The organism is Clostridium punense (genome assembly GCF_017874425.1).
GTDB lineage: Bacteria > Bacillota > Clostridia > Clostridiales > Clostridiaceae > Clostridium_J > Clostridium_J punense.
On the sequence record NZ_JAGGLL010000002.1, the window covers coordinates 89,652 to 109,694 of the forward strand.

At 31.5% G+C, this 20,043-nt stretch carries 16 protein-coding genes; 5 read left to right on the forward strand and 11 right to left on the reverse strand.

Annotation, left to right across the window (positions count from 1 at the left end):
* Positions 1–14: 14 nt before the first annotated feature.
* Genes J2Z44_RS01600 through J2Z44_RS01610 form a run of 3 tightly spaced genes read right to left on the reverse strand, consistent with a single transcriptional unit; the run spans position 15 to position 3,218 of the window.
* Complete coding sequence (locus J2Z44_RS01600) at positions 15–1,769, reverse strand: CotH kinase family protein (protein ID WP_021284801.1); 1,755 nt, start codon at positions 1,767–1,769, stop codon at positions 15–17.
* Positions 1,770–1,779: 10 nt separating this feature from the next.
* Positions 1,780–2,481: a DUF4956 domain-containing protein gene (locus tag J2Z44_RS01605; protein WP_021284802.1), complete on the reverse strand. Its 702-nt coding sequence runs from the start codon at positions 2,479–2,481 to the stop codon at positions 1,780–1,782.
* The gene (locus J2Z44_RS01610; RefSeq protein ID WP_021284803.1) at positions 2,418–3,218 is read right to left on the reverse strand and encodes a polyphosphate polymerase domain-containing protein; all 801 of its coding nucleotides are present in this window, start codon (positions 3,216–3,218) and stop codon (positions 2,418–2,420) included. The genes J2Z44_RS01605 and J2Z44_RS01610 overlap by 64 nt, the downstream gene beginning before the upstream one ends.
* Positions 3,219–3,586: 368 nt before the next feature.
* On the opposite strand from J2Z44_RS01610, the gene J2Z44_RS01615 reads away from it, so the two are divergent.
* A complete protein-coding gene (locus J2Z44_RS01615) occupies positions 3,587–4,261 on the forward strand; it encodes a response regulator transcription factor (RefSeq protein WP_021284804.1) in 675 nt (224 codons plus the stop codon).
* On the forward strand, positions 4,262–5,503 hold the full coding sequence (locus J2Z44_RS01620) for a sensor histidine kinase (protein WP_021284805.1): 1,242 nt from the start codon (positions 4,262–4,264) through the stop codon (positions 5,501–5,503).
* Positions 5,504–5,743: 240 nt separating this feature from the next.
* Here the strand turns inward: J2Z44_RS01620 and J2Z44_RS01625 are convergent, their stop codons facing one another.
* The 3 genes from J2Z44_RS01625 to J2Z44_RS01635 all read right to left on the reverse strand — a co-directional run bounded on the left by J2Z44_RS01625 (position 5,744) and on the right by J2Z44_RS01635 (position 9,589).
* Positions 5,744–8,059, reverse strand: a complete 2,316-nt coding sequence (locus tag J2Z44_RS01625) for an HD domain-containing phosphohydrolase (protein ID WP_021284806.1) — start codon at positions 8,057–8,059, stop codon at positions 5,744–5,746.
* 237 nt (positions 8,060–8,296) lie between these two features.
* Positions 8,297–8,584, reverse strand: coding sequence for a DUF1905 domain-containing protein (locus J2Z44_RS01630; RefSeq protein ID WP_021284807.1), 288 nt, complete (start codon positions 8,582–8,584; stop codon positions 8,297–8,299).
* Between the two features lie 120 nt (positions 8,585–8,704).
* On the reverse strand, positions 8,705–9,589 hold the full coding sequence (locus J2Z44_RS01635; RefSeq protein ID WP_021284808.1) for an SPL family radical SAM protein: 885 nt from the start codon (positions 9,587–9,589) through the stop codon (positions 8,705–8,707).
* Positions 9,590–10,037: 448 nt separating this feature from the next.
* Between J2Z44_RS01635 and J2Z44_RS01640 the strand changes: the two genes are divergently transcribed.
* Positions 10,038–11,474, forward strand: coding sequence for an MFS transporter (locus tag J2Z44_RS01640; protein ID WP_021284809.1), 1,437 nt, complete (start codon positions 10,038–10,040; stop codon positions 11,472–11,474).
* Positions 11,475–11,621: 147 nt separating this feature from the next.
* Here the strand turns inward: J2Z44_RS01640 and J2Z44_RS01645 are convergent, their stop codons facing one another.
* Complete coding sequence (locus J2Z44_RS01645; RefSeq protein WP_021284810.1) at positions 11,622–12,386, reverse strand: MerR family transcriptional regulator; 765 nt, start codon at positions 12,384–12,386, stop codon at positions 11,622–11,624.
* A gap of 196 nt (positions 12,387–12,582) precedes the next feature.
* Entirely contained in the window at positions 12,583–13,476 is an 894-nt protein-coding gene (locus tag J2Z44_RS01650) for an MBL fold metallo-hydrolase (protein ID WP_021284811.1), read from the reverse strand.
* A gap of 451 nt (positions 13,477–13,927) precedes the next feature.
* Between J2Z44_RS01650 and J2Z44_RS01655 the strand changes: the two genes are divergently transcribed.
* On the forward strand, positions 13,928–15,319 hold the full coding sequence (locus J2Z44_RS01655; RefSeq protein ID WP_021284812.1) for an amino acid permease: 1,392 nt from the start codon (positions 13,928–13,930) through the stop codon (positions 15,317–15,319).
* A 274-nt stretch (positions 15,320–15,593) separates the two neighbouring features.
* Here J2Z44_RS01655 and J2Z44_RS01660 read toward each other — a convergent pair whose 3' ends face one another.
* From J2Z44_RS01660 to J2Z44_RS01670, 3 genes are all read right to left on the reverse strand, one after another.
* A complete protein-coding gene (locus J2Z44_RS01660) occupies positions 15,594–16,355 on the reverse strand; it encodes an OmpA/MotB family protein (RefSeq protein WP_021284813.1) in 762 nt (253 codons plus the stop codon).
* A 12-nt stretch (positions 16,356–16,367) separates the two neighbouring features.
* Positions 16,368–17,153 carry a flagellar motor stator protein MotA gene (gene motA / locus J2Z44_RS01665; protein WP_021284814.1) on the reverse strand — a complete coding sequence of 262 codons (786 nt, stop codon included), beginning with the start codon at positions 17,151–17,153 and terminating at the stop codon, positions 16,368–16,370.
* Between the two features lie 302 nt (positions 17,154–17,455).
* Complete coding sequence (locus J2Z44_RS01670) at positions 17,456–17,926, reverse strand: chemotaxis protein CheX (RefSeq protein ID WP_031271832.1); 471 nt, start codon at positions 17,924–17,926, stop codon at positions 17,456–17,458.
* A 438-nt stretch (positions 17,927–18,364) separates the two neighbouring features.
* On the opposite strand from J2Z44_RS01670, the gene J2Z44_RS01675 reads away from it, so the two are divergent.
* The gene (locus tag J2Z44_RS01675; protein WP_021284816.1) at positions 18,365–20,041 is read left to right on the forward strand and encodes a sensor histidine kinase; all 1,677 of its coding nucleotides are present in this window, start codon (positions 18,365–18,367) and stop codon (positions 20,039–20,041) included.
* Positions 20,042–20,043 lie beyond the last annotated feature (2 nt).

Sequence of the window (20,043 nt, forward strand, 5' to 3'; positions counted from 1 at the left end):
TTATATTACCTTCATCACTTAGTTGTACTATTGCTTGTAGTGGAAAGTTCTCCTGAAAGCTGTTTTTTAATATTTTCAATTCTCGCTCTCACATAATTAATGATAGATCCACCTACTATATTTTTACCACCTCCATTAGGCATTCCTTTCATATTTTCTCTCCCTACTGGTGGCTGAATATTGTCGTTTTTAAAATCATCAGGTGGTATTGGCATATTTTCTCCATTAAATTCTTGTGGTGCCATAGCTTTTTCACCTTGTTTAAAACCCTCTGGAGAACCTTGCCTGTTTCCCTTTTGTCCTCTTTCAAAGTCCCCTGGTTTAAATTCCATCTGTCCTTCATTTTGGTTAGCTTGCTTTGTGGCCCCAGTATTAGCCTCTGGTCTTAATGTAGAATTCTTGCTTTGATTAAGGTTCTGATCTGGTGAAGTGTTACCATTAACTTTTCCTTTATCTGAATTATTTTCATTTGGTTTTATTTCTGTTGGGGCTAATTTATTACCTGCCGCTTCATTAGGCATTGTTGCACTCTGTGTGCTTCCTTCTACGTACTTAATATTGGCTTCAAATTGGTCCATTGTATAAAACTTACTTGGATCTGCATCTACATAAGGTCTAATTATCTTTGCTACCTCTTGAACTCTAGATTCAAAGTTCTCCAAATAGCTAACAAGTTCCTTTATATATTCATGATATTTGTCCTTATACTCTGGTACTGTAAGTAAGTTGTTTATAAGTGGTAAGTTTTTCATATTTACTCCAGTCACTGGCTCATCTATTGGTATAGCTGTGGCACTTGTTCCACCACCGCCTCCACCAAAGCCCCCAATGGACATATTATAATCCCAAGGAAGTACTGTAAATTTTCCATTCTCACCATATAAGTAATAATTCTGTGACATATTGCCATTGTAGCTGTCATAGTTTCCAAGAACAGTATTAGCAGCAATGTATTTTAGTGCACTATCCACCTCCAAAACACTTTCTATATTTCCCTTTTCACCTGTAGGCATTTCATTTAAGGTTTTTATAAATTTTTTCAAGTCTGTTTTACTCTCATCTTCACCTTCTTTTAGTTCATAACTATCATAATTACTTCCTTCTACATACTGTAGGGTACTTCCTTTTTCTTGTTTGTATAAGCTCCCATCGTTATCTCCGAAATTTCTTTTTAAATAGCTATCATCAATAGCCTCTACGCAAAGATAAAAACCATATAGCTTGTCATTAATGTAAATATTTGCAAAGGTAGTTTCTGGCACGTTAGCACCAATTTCTCTTAAAGCTTCATAGCTTAAATATTCTCTCATATAGGACGGATCAGAGTACATATTATTAACTACAAATTCATCAAGTCCTAAAAGATTCTGACCTTTTACATATTCGTCTAATTTAATCCTAAAGCTATATCTATCCGAATCAGAACTAGCTACAGACCTTAGAGTTAAATTACCCTTTGTTCTTATTCCTACGTTTTCTACTGTAGTTCCATTTACAGTAACCTGAGCAGTTTTATATTCTTCAGCTAGAAGATTATCTAACATAGCTTTCAAATCCTCTTCTCCAACTTGAATTTTAACATCTATAACCTTGTCCTTTTCAAAAATCAAACTATACGCTGCCTTTGTATTGTTTGATGCCATTGCTGAGTCGTTAGTATTTTTATCTTTAGAGTTTTTGTTGTTTCCACCGCAAGCTGCTAAGGTTATAGTTTGTGTCAATATTAATGCTATTGCTATAAGTTTTCTTAGTTTTGAGTTCCTGTTCACTTTATCCCTCCTAATACTCTTCCTTATCAACATACCTTGATAAGATTATGTTCAAGTTTCCATTTCTACATCTTAAAGCATCTAAAAATTCTTTTTCACTTATTTTATTTTTTATTGTTACCATGTAAGAAAGCTGAAATAAGCTTCCAAGATCAGTAGTTTTCACTTTTATAAGCTGGTAATCTGTAGCATAGTCACTAAAAACACTATCGAAAACTCCTTCATAATCCAAGTCTTCTGGAATGGTTATTTTAAGTAAGTTCTGTGCTCCTTTTTCTGCACCGAAATTTACAATATTCAACACAAACATAAGAGCACAAAGAAATATTGTAAACAAGGCCGCGAAACCAAAGGCTCCAACACCGCAGGCTAGTCCTGCTGCCATTGTGAATAATATATAAGAAATATCCTTTGGATCTCCTGGGGCACTCCTAAATTTAATCATTGAAAAGGCACCTGCTAAACTAAAGGCCCTAGCTACATTACTTCCTATTAAAAGCACAATAATTGCAATAACAGTTGGTACTATTACTAGGGTGAGAGAAAAGTTTTGAGAGTAACCCCTACTCTTATTTGAGGTCTTCATATAAGTAAAACTAATTATTGAACCTAAGATAAAAGATACTACTATGGTTAATATTGAATTAGTTAAAGATATTGTTGTATTAACTGTGGTTGAGCCGAATAAGCTGCTGTATATTGCTTCAAACATGGTTCAAATTCCCCTTTCAAACTTCTTTCTTTTATTAAAAACTTCTCATATTCCCTTCCATACTTTGAAAAACTAGTTTTGAATATTTTATATTCTGAAAGCATTGTAGATAGCCATAATGGAATATTTTTCTCAGCCTTTACTTCCATAAGCCATTTTCCTTTTTCTAACAAGCTTTCTCCATAATCTCCTCTTTCAAGAAATAAATCATATCTTCTTGTTCTTATATTAGTATCAAAAGTTATTCTTAAGTCCCTACTTTCCTTACTGAAAAAAGCCTTTCTATCATATGCTAAATAAAGCTTAGGCTCTAAATCATAAATACTTAATATATATTGGATTTCATTTATAACCTGTTTATTCATATGAGCTTTTACTTCTGGTTTTTCACCTGTGGCTACAAAATTATAAGCTTCTTCTAAGCTTAATTTTGTTCTTCTCTTGTTTACCACTCCACACACCTTTTTCTTGATTTCTAAATAAACCTTTTCATCCATTTTGGGAATACCATATGCTCTTAAACGAAGCTTTTCTTTGTATTTAGGTTTAGATAGAGATGCTCTTATTAAATGGTTATCCTTTGTATCGTAATAAATATTGCTTATGGTGTACAATTCATGGCTTTTATTGTAATTATCTAATTCCATGTATTTTATAAGCTTCTCTTGAATTTCTTCAAACACAGCTTCGTCTATTAGGTACTTACATTCATGTCTGTTAAAAACTTCAATAGTCATGCTTTTGCTCCTTTCCTTAACATATTTGTTTTGTTCTTATGTCTATTATTTTATAGAGGTAACCTTAAAGAAACCTTAAATGATTTAATATTAATAAAATATTGATTTCTCTTTTATATGAAATTAAGGCTAAGGCTTGACTATTGAATTGAAACTTAGCTTGGATGTCTTAATGTTTTTGAAAATGAGCACATTAATTTTTTACTAAGGAGGCCGATATATACTTATGGGTTAAGGTTAATTTAAGGTTTATCATGTTATAATTAATTAAAGAAAAACACATTAATACTCAATAGAATTATTTAATACTAGATTAGTCACATTAAAATGATTATAAATTAAAACAATTATAAATTTGGAGGAAATACATGAGAATATTAATTGTAGAAGATGAAGTCCATTTAGCAGAAGCTTTAACTCAAATACTAAAAAAAAACAACTACACTGTAGATGCAGTATATGATGGTGAAGCTGGTCTTGATAATGCTTTAAGTGATATTTATGATTTAATAATACTAGATATAATGCTTCCGAAACTTGATGGTATAAGCGTTTTAAAAGAGATTCGCAAGGAAGGACTTTCTACCCCTGTGATACTTCTTACTGCTAAAGGTGAAGTTACCGATAAAGTTAATGGTCTTGATAGCGGTGCTGATGATTATCTTTCTAAGCCTTTTGCCACAGAAGAACTTTTAGCTAGAATAAGAGCTATGGCTAGACGTAAGGGTGAGGTAGCTCAAGATAATACCTTGGTATTTGGGGATATTAGGCTTAGTCCTGATACTTTGAAACTTACTTGTAAAGACAAAGAAGTTAAACTTATATTAAAGGAAAGTGAGCTTTTAGAACTTTTAATAAACAGAAAAAAGTCAGCTAGTTCTAAAGAGCTTATTATTGAAAAACTTTGGGGCTTTGATGCTGAAGTAGAACATAATCATGTGGAGGTTTATATTTCCTTTTTAAGAAAGAAGTTAACCCACTTGTGCTCAACTGTAAAAATAACAACTGTCCGTGGGGTTGGCTATATACTGGAGGAAAGCTAAATGTTTAAGGAACTTAGAAATAAATTCTTAATGCTTAACTTAATAATAATCACTGTAACCATGATAATTGCTTTTTCAACAATTTACCTTATTACTTATAATGATGTTAAGAGAGATATAGATTTAGAACTCCATAAAATATCAGATATGAATAAAAAACAAAAGGACAATATGAAGGAACCAATACCTAACTTTAATAGTATGGAACCCCCAAAAGACCGTTCTCTCTCCTTCACTCTAATCCTAGATAATGAAGGAAAAACTCTGTCAACCTTATCTATTTTCGACATGGAAGAAGAATTTTACGAAAAAGCTAAAGAAAAAGCTTTATCCTCTAATATTGATAAAGGAAAATTCAAACTAGAGGATAATCACTGGGCTTTTTTAAAAATTTCTTATATGGATGGGTACAGACTTGTGTTCTTAGATATAACTAGACAACAGGCAATACTTACAAATCTTATTTTAACTTTTTTAGCTGTTGCCTTGTTGATGTTAGTTGTTATTTTCTTTATTAGTAGGTTTTTCGCTAATAAAGCTATTGCTCCTATTAGAGAAGCCTTTGAAAAGCAAAAACAATTTATTGGAGATGCTTCTCACGAGTTAAAAACCCCTCTAGCTGTTATTAATACTAATGTGGATGTACTTTTTTCAAATGGTGAAGATTCAATAAATAGTCAAAAGAAATGGTTAAACTATATTAAATCTGAGGTTGAAAGAATGTCTAAGCTTACAAATGATTTGCTTTACTTAACCCAAATGGATTATTCAGATATTAAAATGATTTTTTCTAACTTTAACCTCAGTGAAACTGTTGAAAATGTAATTTTAACTATGGAAGCTGTAATTTTCGAAAATAACATCGTCTTTAACTATACTATTGATGAAAATCTAATAGTATATGGAAATAATGAGCAAATAAAACAAGTTATTATCATACTTTTAGATAATGCACTAAAATATACAGAATTAAATGGTAACATTGACCTTTCCTTAAAAAGGATAAATGGCAATTCAGTTCTTTCAATTACCAACACGGGACAGGGTATCAGTGAAGTACATTTAACTAGAATTTTTGATAGATTTTATAGGATTGATAAATCTCGTGAAAGAAAAAGTGGCGGTTATGGCCTTGGGCTCTCAATTGCAAAAGCAATTCTAGAGCAGCATGATGGAAAAATTTATGCTAAAAGTGTCATGAATCAGAGCACAACCTTTACTGTAGAATTACCATCTTTATAATTGTTAAAAGATAAAGTGGGTTATTAAATACTAAATAAAGTTTCTAAACAACTTGAAAGCCATGGCCAATAGAGAAAACCTTCTTCTATTATCCATGGCTTCATTACATAAGTTCACAAAATATCCTTTTGTTACAATCCCATAATTAGTAAAAAACACAATATTTTTTTGTTTTTTAGTTAGAAGCTACATCTGAAAATTGTTATGCTATAACCCTTACATAGTCGTATTACTTTACTTTTATACAATACCTCCATGGTATTTTTCTATATGTGGTAACTCATTTATTACCATATCCACAAATACTTGTACCAACTCTGGATCAAACTGAATACCTGCACCTTTTTTTAATTCTTCAAGGGCATATTTTTGAGACAAGGCTCTTCTATAGCTTCTCTCGCTAGTGATGGCATCAAAAGCATCTGCAATAGCTACAATTCTAGCTTGTAATGGAATTTCCTTTTCTTTTAACTTTTTAGGGTAACCTTTTCCATCCCATCTCTCATGATGAGTCAAAGTGTATTCTGCCATTTCAGACATATCATTAACAGTGCTAAGTATTCTGTAGCCTATTTCAGGATGTCGTTTTAATTCTTCCCACTCTTCCTCTGTTAGCTTTCCTTCTTTATTTAATATACTTTCTGAAATTGCAATCTTTCCTATATCATGAAGTAATCCAAGGGTAGTAAGCTCCTGAACCTCATCTTTTCTTAGTTTTAGCGCTTCCCCCATAAGTTTACAAAGGTGAGAAACTCTTCTACAATGAGCTTCCTCTCTTTTATTCTTCTCATAGAGAGTATTAATTATTGCATTAATAGTTTTTCCTCTCATACTTGGGCTTTCAAAAAGCTTTCTTTTGTACATATAATCTTCTGCTTTTTTAAAAGCATCTTCAAGCTTTTCTTCTTTGTCTTTCTTAATTCCATATCCAAAAGAAATGGATATACTTACAGTTCCTACTCTCTCACTACTTGCTAAAGCCCGTATACGACTAATGACTTCTTCTGCTTCATGATAGTCTGTTCTTGGCATAAGAATTACAAACTCATCTCCACCAAGTCTAGCAACAATATTTCCACTATTAACTCCTTTAACTATTACCTCTGCAGTTTTCCTTAAAAGTCCATCTCCTAGACTATGTCCTAAGGAATCATTAACCAGTTTTAACCCATTCATATCTGCCATGATAATGGTAAGTGGTAGATTCTCCTCCACATCCAATTTAGCCATAGAATCTTCAAAGTATCTTCTATTAAAAACCCCAGTTAACTGGTCATGATAACTTACATAAACAAGTTCTTGGGTTCTTTCTTCCACCTTGTCTTCTAAATTATTAATAAGAACATCTAATTGTTCTGCCATAGAATTAAATTCAGCAGATAACTTACCAATTTCATCATTTCTGACTATTTCTACTCTCTGTGAAAAATCCCCCTTGGAGAATTTCTCTGTAGTATTAATCAAGTTGTAGATTGGTTGTAATAGTATTCTGGTAGATTTTATATATACTAAAATTGATACTAACACAGCAACAAAAGATAAAATAGCTGAAAGCTGTATGCTCTTAGTAATTCCAACAGTAAATTGTTTTTCGGGAATAGCTGTAATAATCACCCAATGCAATCCCTGTTTTTCATAGTCTGTAAAGGTTACATGTAACTTGTCCCCTTCTTCCTCAATGGCATATTGATTTCCTAAACCCTTTTTATAATCTTTGTAAGACTTAGCAATACCTTCATTACTAATTTCTTCAATACTTAATCTTTTTGTTCTATTACTTTCTATTGTTTGAAAATTAGATTGTTCCATTGAGTTTGCAATTAATAATCCAGTGTTTTTTTCAATAATATATGACCTTGCATTTTTACTTTCTGTAACTTCCCTTAAGCACTCATTTACCTTTGAAAGTATAAGGTGTGTACCCAAAACGCCCTGAAAGACTCCATCTTCGTCGTAAATAGGATAAGCAGCTGAAATTGCCAAATCATTCATAACAAAATGCTTATAAACCGGGGAAAATACAGGTACACCTTTTTCTTTAGCGCTGATATACCAATCCCTAGTTCTGGGATCAAATTCCCCTGTCTCCTCTACTAGTCTATCTGAAATCAACTTATCCGTAGTAGAATAATACTTGGATTTTCCACCAGTTTTTTCATTATTTTCTACATTTTCTATTTTCTTCTCTTTAGTTCTCCTTGCCCCATAGTATTCGCCTTTTTCATCTCCATAAGTAAAGCTATATACTTGTTCTTCATTGGCTTTTATTACTGTGGCAAAAAATACTTGTCGTTGCCTACTATCCTCTAAATTTATTATTTTACTCTTTAAGAAATTATGGTTAACCTCATTGATATATAAGGGTAAATTCATAAATTCGTCAATTTTATTATATATTCCATTATTGGTAACCTTATTGGCCTGATTAATTACATCCTTTGTTGAATTTCTCCAATTAGAAAACACAAAGTAACCAATTAAGCTAAATGTAATTAAGGTGAGTACAATAAATGAACCACTTATTATAAACCTTATTGAATTTTTTCTTTTCCTCACTTTTCCCTCCATTAAACAAGGATCTTTCATCGTTTCGACATTATGTGATAAATTATTACATATTATATTACTATATACGTTGAAAATTTTCTATACTTAACCCTTGTTTCATATGAGAAAAATATATTTTTAAAGAAATAAAGATCTTAATGATATAAATTAAAATGCAGTTAGATTTCTCCAACTGCAGATTTTCATTTTTATTTTATTTATTTTATTTATGTTGTTATATGTTTCTTATTTCTTAGGAGTTTTTTCTACTACTCTTTCTACAAGAGTAACTTTTATTGTATCTCCAGGCTGTTTTCCAATTTTCTCTCTAATATCTTTTCTAATTCCTATAATGTGACAAGGTGTTTTCATCTTAACTAAACTTCCCTGGTAGACTTCCCCGTCAAAGGTTGCAGTAACAGGTACCCTTCCTTTTCCAAATTCTACTTTAACATCAAATGGAATTTCAATATATGCCCCGTCAATATCTGGTACTTTTTTAATTTCTGCCTCAAATTCATAAACCTTACTCATACTCATCCTCCTAGCTATAATATTATTTTCTGTATGTTTCATCAAAGTTACACTCTTCAACTTAACTTTTAAAAATATTTAGTTAGTTGCAAAGTGTAAAGAAATATTTTATGTACCTCTTTAAAAGAGACTTAATTGCTCTTTTTCATAGGGACTTTGGTATGCCTTAATAATATCTGACATTTTATATAATATTCCTTTTTTATCACATTCTGTTTTGAAGCTTTTCCATAGTTCCTTTGACCTTACTGAAGAACATTCATAAGAAAAGCCGTACTCTTCAATGTACTTATTCTTAATTCCCTTAAAATTCTCATCTAATTTACTATAAAAATACTCCCTTTGCCCCTGCCTAAGAGTTACTCCAAAGTAGGGATAAATAAACCTAGCGCCACTATCAGCTGCTTGATTTATGATATTAATTATATTTTTTTCATTGTCTGCAATAAAAGGTAACACTGGCATTAATAATATTCCAGTAAAAATTCCATTTTGAGAAAGCATCTTTATTGCTTCAAAACGCTTTGAAGGCAACGATACTTTTGGCTCAATTTTTTTACCCAAAGCATCTTCTGAGGTTGTAATTGTGATTTTAACAATTACAGGTGAATGGGTTGTAATACTTTTTAAAATATCTATATCTCTTGTAATTAGCTCACTTTTAGTTGCTATTGCTACACCAAAATTATATAAATCTATAAGCTCTAAGGCTTTTCTAGTGTAGTTATACTCTTTTTCTAAAGGATTATAGGGATCTGACATGGCCCCAGTAGCAATAACACCTTTTTTGCGCTTAGCCTTAAGTTCAGTGTTTATTATGTCAATGGCCTTGTCTTTCCCCCTAACTTTATCAAAGGTTTCAATACCATAGCACTCACTTCTAGAGTCACAATAAATACATCCATGAGAGCAGCCCTTATAGATATTCATATTATAATTTGTTCCAAACCAATTTTCATTATAAGTTCTTTGAGATAAGATTTGCTTTGCAGGAATAAGTTCCACTATTACCCCTTCTTCCTTCCAGGTTTATATAAATAAACAAGATCAAAAATTTATATATACCTTTAGTATGGAATTTATTTAAAAGTATAACTTAGTTATTACTACGCATTGGACCTACTTATTTCTTTTAAAAACCTCGTCTTGGAAGTAATGATTGAAATAGTTTTTCATAATAAATATATTATATAAGATTCATGTTTCTTTTTACAGAACTATAATAAAATTGTAAGAAAGATTATTTTTATTTTTCAAGTCTATACTGTCATATTCCCCTATGATAGTATTATAAATATAGAAAATAAAGTTAATATAGGCTTCCTTAGTTAAAGTTTAATTTATTCGTGATGAATTTCATTCATCTTCACAAAGCCGTTAAGGGAACCAATGTAGGTCCCTGTATAAGCTAAGTCATAACTTTGGTTCCCTATAAATAAGGAGTAGTGTTATTTTGAGTAAACTTAGAAGTAGTAGCCACAGAAAAATTCCTTTTCTAGATAAGATGGGTTACGGCCTTGGAAATTTCACCACTGGAGTTTCAAATCAAGTTTTAGGAACCTATTTAGTTTTTTATTGCACAGCTATTCTTGATATCCCTGGCAGTTTAGTAGGACTTGCTGTTAGCTTAAGTATAATTTGGGACGCTATTACAGACCCTTTTATGGGGTATATTTCTGATATGACTAAATCACAAACCTTTGGGAGGCGTCACCAATATCTCCTAATAGGTGGTATTGGCCTAGGAATATGTAACTTTATTCTTTGGAATATAAGCTCTGGTATTTCTCCATACATGAAATTTGTTCTTATTTTCCTTTTAATAATTGTGATTAAAACCTTTAGCACAATTTATGTAACTCCTTACACTGCCCTTGGAGCAGAACTTTCTAATGATTATAATGAAAGAACAACAATACAGGGAATTAAAACTATATTCTTCCTTCTTGGACTAGCCTTTGTATCAGTATTTGGTATGTTTGTATTTTTTAGACCAACACCAGAGTTTCCATCTGGACAGCTAAACCCAGCCTCTTATAATAGAATGGGACTATTTACTTCACTGCTTATCATCATTTTCGCAGTTTGGTGTTTTTTCTCTACTAAAAAATATATTCCTATTCTTAATGAGCATATTCAGACTGACACAAGTGATTCAAAGCTATCTACTTTACTGTCAGCTTTCAAGGATATATTTCTTAATAAAACCTTTAGACATGTAGCTTTTGCTTATATGTTTACCAACATAGCCTCGGCCTTAGTTACAAATATGGGGTTACATGTTTTTACTTACACTTTCTCACTGGATAGTCAACAAATTGCTCTTATTGTTGGAGTACAGTTTTTAGTGTCAATTATATCTCAACCTCTTTGGTCACTAATATCTAAAAGATTAGATAAAAAGCCTTCTATGGTTTTGGGAATAATCCTTTGTATTATAAGCAGTTTTATTTTCCTTCTTCTAATATTTGCGAAGGATTATGTTAGCGGTAATGTGCTTTACTTTTTCCCCTTTGGAATTTTAGCTGGTTTTGGTACAGGTGGACTTTTCACCCTGCCCCTATCAATGGTTGCAGATGTAATTGATTTAGACGAGCTTAACACAGGAAAAAGGGCTGAAGGAAGCTATTATGGATGTTTAACTTTATTTTATAAGATGTCTCAATCCATTACCCTACTACTTATAGGCTTTATATTAGATTTAGTAAAGTTTGATGCAAATTTAACCACTCAGGCGGAAAGTACTGTAATCATTCTTGCATTATTACTAAGTATTGGTTCAGCTGTAAGTTTTATTGCAGCACTTTTAAGTGTGTTAGGCTATAATCTTAACAGAAGTAAGGTCGAAGAAATTCAAAAGAAAATTGCCAGCAATAATATAACAATTTAGTTGTTTTAGAATTAAATACTCCTAGATAGAAATTAGCTAGATTCTAAATTATAGGCTTTAGTTATAAAATGAAGTTTGTATAAGAAAAGACTATATCTATGACTTAAAAAGTCATAAATATAGTCCTTTTTATGCGTCTAAATTATTTTACTTCTTCATACCTGTATAAATAAGAATAGCATCTCTTAAAAACTGTGCAGTTCCTGGCTGCTTTTTATCATAATATACTGTAAATCTCTCATCAGCTACATACATTTCAGCAAGACCTGCATGGGCTTCTTTACTATATTGTGGCCAAGTGAAACTTAACCACTGCTTATGAAGTTCAGCAGCCTTTTGAGCAAGCGTTCCTGCTGGGTCACCAGTTTTAAAAGCTTCTGCTAAAACTTCTTCAACTTCCTCTCCGATTCTTACCATTTCCTCATACTTCTCTTCAGGCATATCTTTAAACATTTTATTTGACTTTTCTATGGTGTCACTACCGTATTTCTCTCTTATTTCCTTGCCATATTTCTTTTCATTATCTTCTACTATCTTTTGTTTAAAACCTTCAAATTTTTCTTTATTTGTCATTTTTACTTTCCCCTCTCTTAAAGCTATTGTTTTGTCTACATTTTCAATTAATATATTTAATTGTTCTCTTTTCTCAAGGAGTTTTTGTCGATGCTCTTTAAGTGCAGTAGCTCCATCAAAGGAAGGTGAAGACATAATAGTTTTTATTGTATCAAGTTCCACACCTAACTCTTTATAAAATAATATTTGCTGCAGCCTATCCACTTCAGTCTCACCATAAATCCGATATCCTGAAGAATTAATTCTTGCCGGCTTAAGAATTCCTATTTCATCATAATATCTAAGAGTTCTAGTACTAACTCCCGCTAAACTGCTTAACTTCTGCACTGTGTATTCCATAACCTTGTCTCCTTTCAGCCATGTAAACTAAGTTTTATCATTACCTTAGGCATTTAAAAATAAATAGTAACACAAAATAGCTGAGTATCTGACTTATTTATTTATCTAAGATGCCCTAATATTAATTTACACCTTTACGTTGCGTTAAGGTCAATAGACTTTTTATATTTTTTAAGAGGAACTTTTTTTTATTTTATCAGCTTCTTATATACTTAAGAAAACCGTCTTCCATAACTAGATCTATTACTCCTGTTTCATTTAAGTACTCAACATAAGATCTTAACATTCTTTCTAACACATTATATTTATATATGGTTTTTACACTTATTTTAAACTCACTAATCACTGCTCTCATGATTTCTTCCATAGTCATAGGTCCAATGATTACATTATATACCTTCACTGATATTTCTTTAAAGAAATCATTGTTATCATTTATTAGGTTAGCAATGTCCTCAAAAATCCCCTTATGAGCTACAATATATTTGCTACATTTTAAATTATGGAGTTTCTCTTTACTTTCCAAGGCTTCTCTAAGTATAAAGCAGTAAGGTAATTTGGACCCTCTCATTACTTCATAGCTTATTAATGCATCCCCTAAGTAAGCCACATTATCAGGAGTTACAATACAAATATGGGCTGGACTGTGCCCTGGGGTATGTATTATTTTAAACTTTATTCCACATAAATATATTTTATCTTGGTTGTTCTCAATCATAATATCTGTTTCACAAACCATATGTCCATAATGTTCAACTATCTCTAATATATTTTGATTACTGTAAAATAACTTTAAATTTACAGTAGAACTACAAATATGAGCCTCATAAGCTGGCATAGCAATAATAGCATTATACTTCTCTTTTAAATGAGCATTATTTCCTATATGATCTATATGAGAATGAGTACATAATATTCCAGACACCTTAAACCCATTGTGTTCTAAAACTTTGTCTATGCCTTCTCTTTCTCCTTGCTTCCATCCTGTATCCATCATAATTATTTCTTCATCATTTATTTTATAAAAAGGAATGTAAGTCATTCCAGTATCAATGCAAAAGGTATTTCCTTTTACTTTTATTACTTCCATTCAACCACCCCTTACTTTTCCTTTATGATCTATCCTTGAATTTAAATTTTTGTACAAGTCAATATTTTACTTATTAATTTGCTATAGCTTTAATTTCTATTAAATTCAATTCCTTCTTATAGGTGTTAATCTAAAGATTCCTCTTTTTCACAATCAAAGGTTCCTATGCTGACTAAGATAGAATACTGTATAAGTTAAATATTAATTTTACCACATTAATATTATAAAGGTTTTAATATCTTATTATAACTTTACACTTCCATAAAAACTAGAATGTTTGTTGTTTTATGGCATTTCACCATGAATTTTAGCACAAATTTAAACATATTTATATTTACAATTTATTCATTATTTATTCAAAATTCTATTTTTTGGATATATAATTAGATATAAGCTAGTATAAATTATCTAAATTTATACTCTTAATTTGAATACAGAGGGAAGTGTTTTTATGGACAATCAAAACTTATTAAAAGATCCTGCGGAATCAAAGCTAAGACGTGAGCTTGGTTTAGGTGCTGCAATTGCAATTGTGGTTGGTAATTGCATAGGCTCAGGAGTTTTCATGGCTCCAGCTTCTTTAGCAAGGATTTCTAATCCTACCACTGCAATTATTGCTTGGCTTATCACTTCATTTGGTTCTCTGCTCATAGCCCTTAGTTTTGCAAATTTATCTTCCAGAATTCCAGTAACCGGTGGTCCAATTGCCTACACAAGAACTGCCTTTGGAGAGTTTCCAGCCTTTCTAATTGGATGGACTTATTGGATAGGTGCTTGGGTTGGTAATGCCGCTATTATAACTGCCTTCATGAGTTATTTTACTTACTTTGTTCCCTCAGCAAATACTCCATTGGCAGCCTTTTTAATCACATCCTTTGTTTTATGGTTCTTTACTATTATTAATATCTTAGGAGTAAAGAATGCAGGTATTATAGGTATTATTACTACAATATTAAAAGTAGCAGCTTTATTAGTTTTCCTAGTTATAGCTATAATAAACTTTGACCCTCAATACTTATCCACAGTATCTAGTAGTGAAGTAAGTGGTATGAGTAGCCTACCTGCTGCTATTGCTGTGGCTTTATGGGCCTTTGTTGGCTTAGAAAGTGCCACTGTACCTGCTGGAGAAATTAAAAATCCAGAAAAGAACATTAAAAAAAGCACCATTATTGGTACTTTAATTGCAGCTTTAATTTATATTTTAATATCAGTAGTTGCTATGGGTGCAATGGGGCAGGATGTATTAGCTAAGTCCGATGCTCCATTAGCAGACATAATAAATGCTTCAACTAACGGAACCTGGGGTGGAACCTTTATTGCTATTGGTGCAATAATATCTACCCTTGGAGCAACTTCTGGATGGATTTTGACCACTGGAAGAAGTGCTTATGCAGCAGCAGAAGAAAAGCTTTTTCCACCAATTTTTGCACATGTAAGCAAAAAATTTGCTACTCCTACGGCTTCACTTATTATCAGTGGAATTTGCGCTAATATTCTTCTAATCCTAAACTATGTAGGAAGCTTAAGATCAGCCTTTGACTTCATGATTTTACTTGGCACCTTAGCCTTTTTACCTGCTTATAGCTTTGCAGCTGCAGCAGAAATTGTGCTTCTAAAAAAATTCCCAGGGAAATTCAACTTCTGGAATTTCCTTAAAAACTCCTTTATTTCTTTACTAGCTTTTGCCTATTCTATATATGCAATATATGGAACAGGTGCAGAGGTTGTTATGTACGGCTTCATACTAATGCTAGTTGGAATACCTTTCTATGTATATATGATGTTAAGGCAACGTCAAACAACTTCAATTACTAAGGGTGAAGGAACTAGTATCTCCAGCTAAGTAATTATAGTTTCAATAACTAGTATTATAGGGGATCAAGGTACTAGGAGTTAAATCATGCATTATTTCTTACTTGGTTCCCTTAAGACTTTTTTTAAACCATCTCCTGAAGTAATTATTTAATATTACAATGGTTTATCCATAATTTAAACTCAATAACAGCAAAGCCATGGACAATAGAATTAATTCTCTATTTATCCATGGCTTTGCTGTTATTGAGAATTATTATGAATCAAATAATAGTTCTCTTTTGCTTCTAAAAAATTATAGCTAGTTAATTGCCGTTAGTTTTTTCTGGGGCTGTATACTTACGAACTACAAATATTTCTACTCTTCTGTTTTTAGCTCTACCATCTGCAGTAGAATTTTCATACTTAGGCTTTTGTTCACCGAAAGCTTGAATTGACATTCTACCTTCTTGCACTCCACCCATATTTGTTATATAGTTCATTACATTTATAGCTCTCATAGCACTTAAATCCCAGTTTGAACGAAATCTATTATTGCTAATAGGTACATTATCTGTATGACCTACTATTTTAATATCATTATCGAGCCCCTTTACCATATTCGAAATTTTAATTAAAAATGGCTCTACCTCTTTTAATACTTGAGCATCTCCTGAATTAAACAGAACTACATCTTGTATGGATATCTCTAATCCACCTTCATTAAGGTCTACCTTAACCTTATCAGAATACCCTTCACTTTTAATTTGTTGTTCAAGATTTTCCATTACCTCTTTCATCTTATTATCTTCAACTACATTATTTGGTAATGGAGTCTCTTCAGTATCTCCTGAGCTGCTAGCTTCTGGAACAGGAAGGGTTGGACCACCTTTCTCTATTAATACTCCGCTTCCACCAGAAAATATAGCATTAAAATTCTCTTGAACACTTTTAAACTTTTCATTATCTACCTTACTCATGGCAAACATAACAATGAAAAGAGCTAGTAATAGAGTTAGCATATCTGCATAAGGAATAAGCCAAGTTTCGTCCATATGCTCTTCATGATGTACTTTTTTCTTTCTCATGATTATTCTCCTCTAAGCATCTCTATTATTTGCTTCAAATTCTTTTCTATCCTTTGGTTTTAACATACCTAGAAGTTTCTTTTCAATTATCTTAGGATTCTTTCCCTCTTGTATGGCAAGGATTCCTTCTAAAATTATACGCATACTAGTTATTTCTTCATGAGATTTCCTTTTTAGTCTTGTCCCAAAAGGATGGAAAATTACATATCCGAAGAAAATTCCATAAAGAGTGGCAACAAAGGCTGCTGCAATCATATGACCTAATTTTTCAGTATCATTTAAGTTTCCAAGAGCTCCTATTAGTCCGATAACCGCTCCTAAAACTCCAAGCGTTGGAGCAGAACCTCCTGCTGTTGAAAATATTAAGGCACCAGATCTATGCCTTTCCTCTGTTTCTTCAATATCAATACTTAATACTTCTTCAATATATTCTGGTTCTGCACCATCTACTACCATTTCAAGGCCCTTTTTCATAAATTTATTATCTAATCCTTGAATAGTACCTTCCAAAGAAAGTAATCCGTTCTTCCTAGTAGTTTGTGCCATTTCAACAATTTCCTTTACAATTTCAGCTGGCTTTTCCTTTTGCTTATTTCCAAAAAGCACGCCAAAAATCTTAGGTATTCTTAGAAACTCATCCTTTGGAAAGGAGTTCATTACAGCTGCAATGGTACCAACTAAAATTATTATTGCAGCAGCAGGATTTAATAATACAGTAACATCTGCACCCTTTACAATCATACCAACAATTATTGCGAAAAGACCAGTTATAACACCAATAATTAAGAAAATGTCCATTTTAAGTCCTCCTAAGTCTTTTATACCATGAAGTTTAAATTACACTTAATGTGATTTTAGAATATATTTCGACCATTTCATTCATTTTTGCATGTGAATATTATATCATAATTTGTCAAAATAAAAAATGATTTTTTAAACACCTTAAATAAAACAATAATTTTAATCAATAATTTCACTATACAATTATTTTTTTATATTCTTTCAATTATAACATAAAAATCTATGTAACTTAGTGAATAATTATTTAATTGTTACTCACTAAGCCACACAATCCTACTGCGTTACCTTTCTAATTGTTTCTATACTTTTTCTTTATAATTAATATCTATTTCTATAGAATCCCCATTATCAAAGTGAAGTGGTACACATACTACTTCTGCTTGAGTTGGAGTAAGTTCAATGTTATCTCCTGTAAAAATAGTAGGTGGTGTAATATCTACAGTAATATGATTTTTATAAAATACACTGGCAGTGTTTCCTAAAATCATATTACATAGTTCTGAAATAGCACTTTTTCCCATTTCACCTAATTCTGGCACTGCCATTCCACCCATCATAGATGAAGCAAGTTTGCATGCTAACTCATTTTTCAAAGAAAAAGTTACACTTCCATGAATCTGACCAGTTAACCCAATAAAAATCACTGTATTATTCCCCTTATACGGAGCTTGTTTAATATGTATTTCTCCTACAGTTGGGCTTAAACCCGTGGTCATGTTTATAATACTCTGACTTGATTCGATAAATGGGTTTATGTATTCGAATTTCACTACGTCACGTCCCTTCAATTATAATTTTGTCTTTAAGTTGTGATATTGCTCTAATCCATACTTTGTAATCACTATTAAAATATTAGCTACTTTTTATATTTTTCGCTCTTTTTAGCTATTACTTTACAAAAATTTAGAAACTTATATGTGTTTTTTTTAAAAAACTTAGTTTTATTATATATTTATTCAAAACTAACCTTTAATATTATTAAACAATCTATTTTTAGCTTAGTTGTTTTTAATTTTTTAGATGTTCTATTATTGATATTTAACGACTATTGCTTCTTTAAGCTAAATTTATAAGTAATGTTAAATTAATATTTTCATAGTTTTCATAAGCCTCAACTTACTAAGAGTAATTCTTTGGTGTTAAAGTGGTTTCTCATTAGTTTTAATGTTAAAATATAAATAATTATTGTAGATTAGAGGTTATTTACTATGAATTTATTGAAAAACCTTATAAATAATTTAGGTTATGTAGTTATTATTGCATTAATAATCTCTGACCTGCCTGGAGTTAAGAAAATTATTCAAAGAGATGAATTTAGAAAAAGAGAGCTTGCCATATTATCCTTAACCTTTGCAATTTTTGGTATTATCGGAACCTATTCAGGTACAGATGTTTATGGTGCTATTGCCAACACCCGAATAATAGGGGTAATGGCTGGTGGTATTCTTTGTGGTCCTGTGGTTGGAATTATTTCTGGTACTATTGCTGGAATTCATAGATTTACCTATGATATTGGCGGTATAACTTCAATTCCCTGTGCCATAGCTACACTTCTTGCTGGATTGATTTCTGCTTTACTATATAAAAGAGGCACTAATTATAACAAGTGGTTTTATGGGTTTCTAGGTGGCTTCATCATGGAAAGCATCGAAATGCTTCTTATTTTGTTAATTTCAAAGCCCTATGAAAGTGCAGTTTCAATAGTTAAAAGCATTTATTTGCCTATGAGTTTTACCAATGCCTTAGGTATTAGCATTCTCATACTTCTCATACAGAAGATTTTTAAAGAAAAAGAGCAAATTGCTGCTAATCAAGCTCAGCTAGCTCTTGAGATAGCAAATAAAACTCTTCCCTATTTTAGAGAAGTAACTAGTGACTCCCTAAGGAAGATTTGTTCTATCATAAGAGAATCTACTAATGCTGCAGCAGTTTCAATTACGGATACAAAGAAGGTGTTAGCTCATGTTGGACTAGGATCAGATCATCATAGAGCTGGAAGTCCCATCCTTACTACTGCAACCAAAGAAGTAATATCAAATGGTAAAATGAATATTTTAAATTGTGCTGAAGAAATAAAATGCTTTTCTCATGATTGTCCACTTAAGTCAGCAATTATTGTTCCTCTTAAGGAAAATGAGGAAGTTATTGGCACTTTAAAGCTCTATTATTCAGTAGAAAATGGTATTTCCTATACAACTGAAAACTTGGCTATTGGGCTATCTCACTTAATTTCAACTCAGCTTGAAATTAGTAAGGTTGGTCAACTTAAAGATATGGCTACAAAATCAGAAATTAAAGCTCTCCAAGCTCAGATTAATCCTCATTTTCTTTTTAATGCCTTAAATACAATTGTATCTTTTTTAAGGTTTAATCCTAATAAAGCAAGAGAGCTTATTGTTAATCTTTCCAATTATTTAAGATATAATATTGAAAACACTAGTACCTTCGTAGACATCAGTAAGGAACTTGAACAAGTCAAAGCTTATGTAGAAATTGAAAAAGCTAGATTTGGAGATAAGCTACAGGTTGCCTACGATATAGATGAAAGCATAATCCTTAAGATTCCTTCCCTAATAATTCAACCTCTAGTTGAAAACTCCATAAAGCACGGAATTCTTGAAGGTTCTAGCAGTGGTAATGTAAAGATTACTGTAAAGAAGTATGATTCAAAGCATACCATAGTTATAGTAGAAGATGATGGTATAGGTATTTCTCCTCATATCATTGAGGCTATAAAAACTAATACTATTCAAGAAAATAAAATTGGCTTATCCAATGTGAATAGCAGGCTAAAATATATATACGGAAAAGGACTAATTATTGAAAGACTTCATAAGGGTACTAAGATTAGTTTTATAATTAATGATAAAGAGAAAGGCGGTTAAAT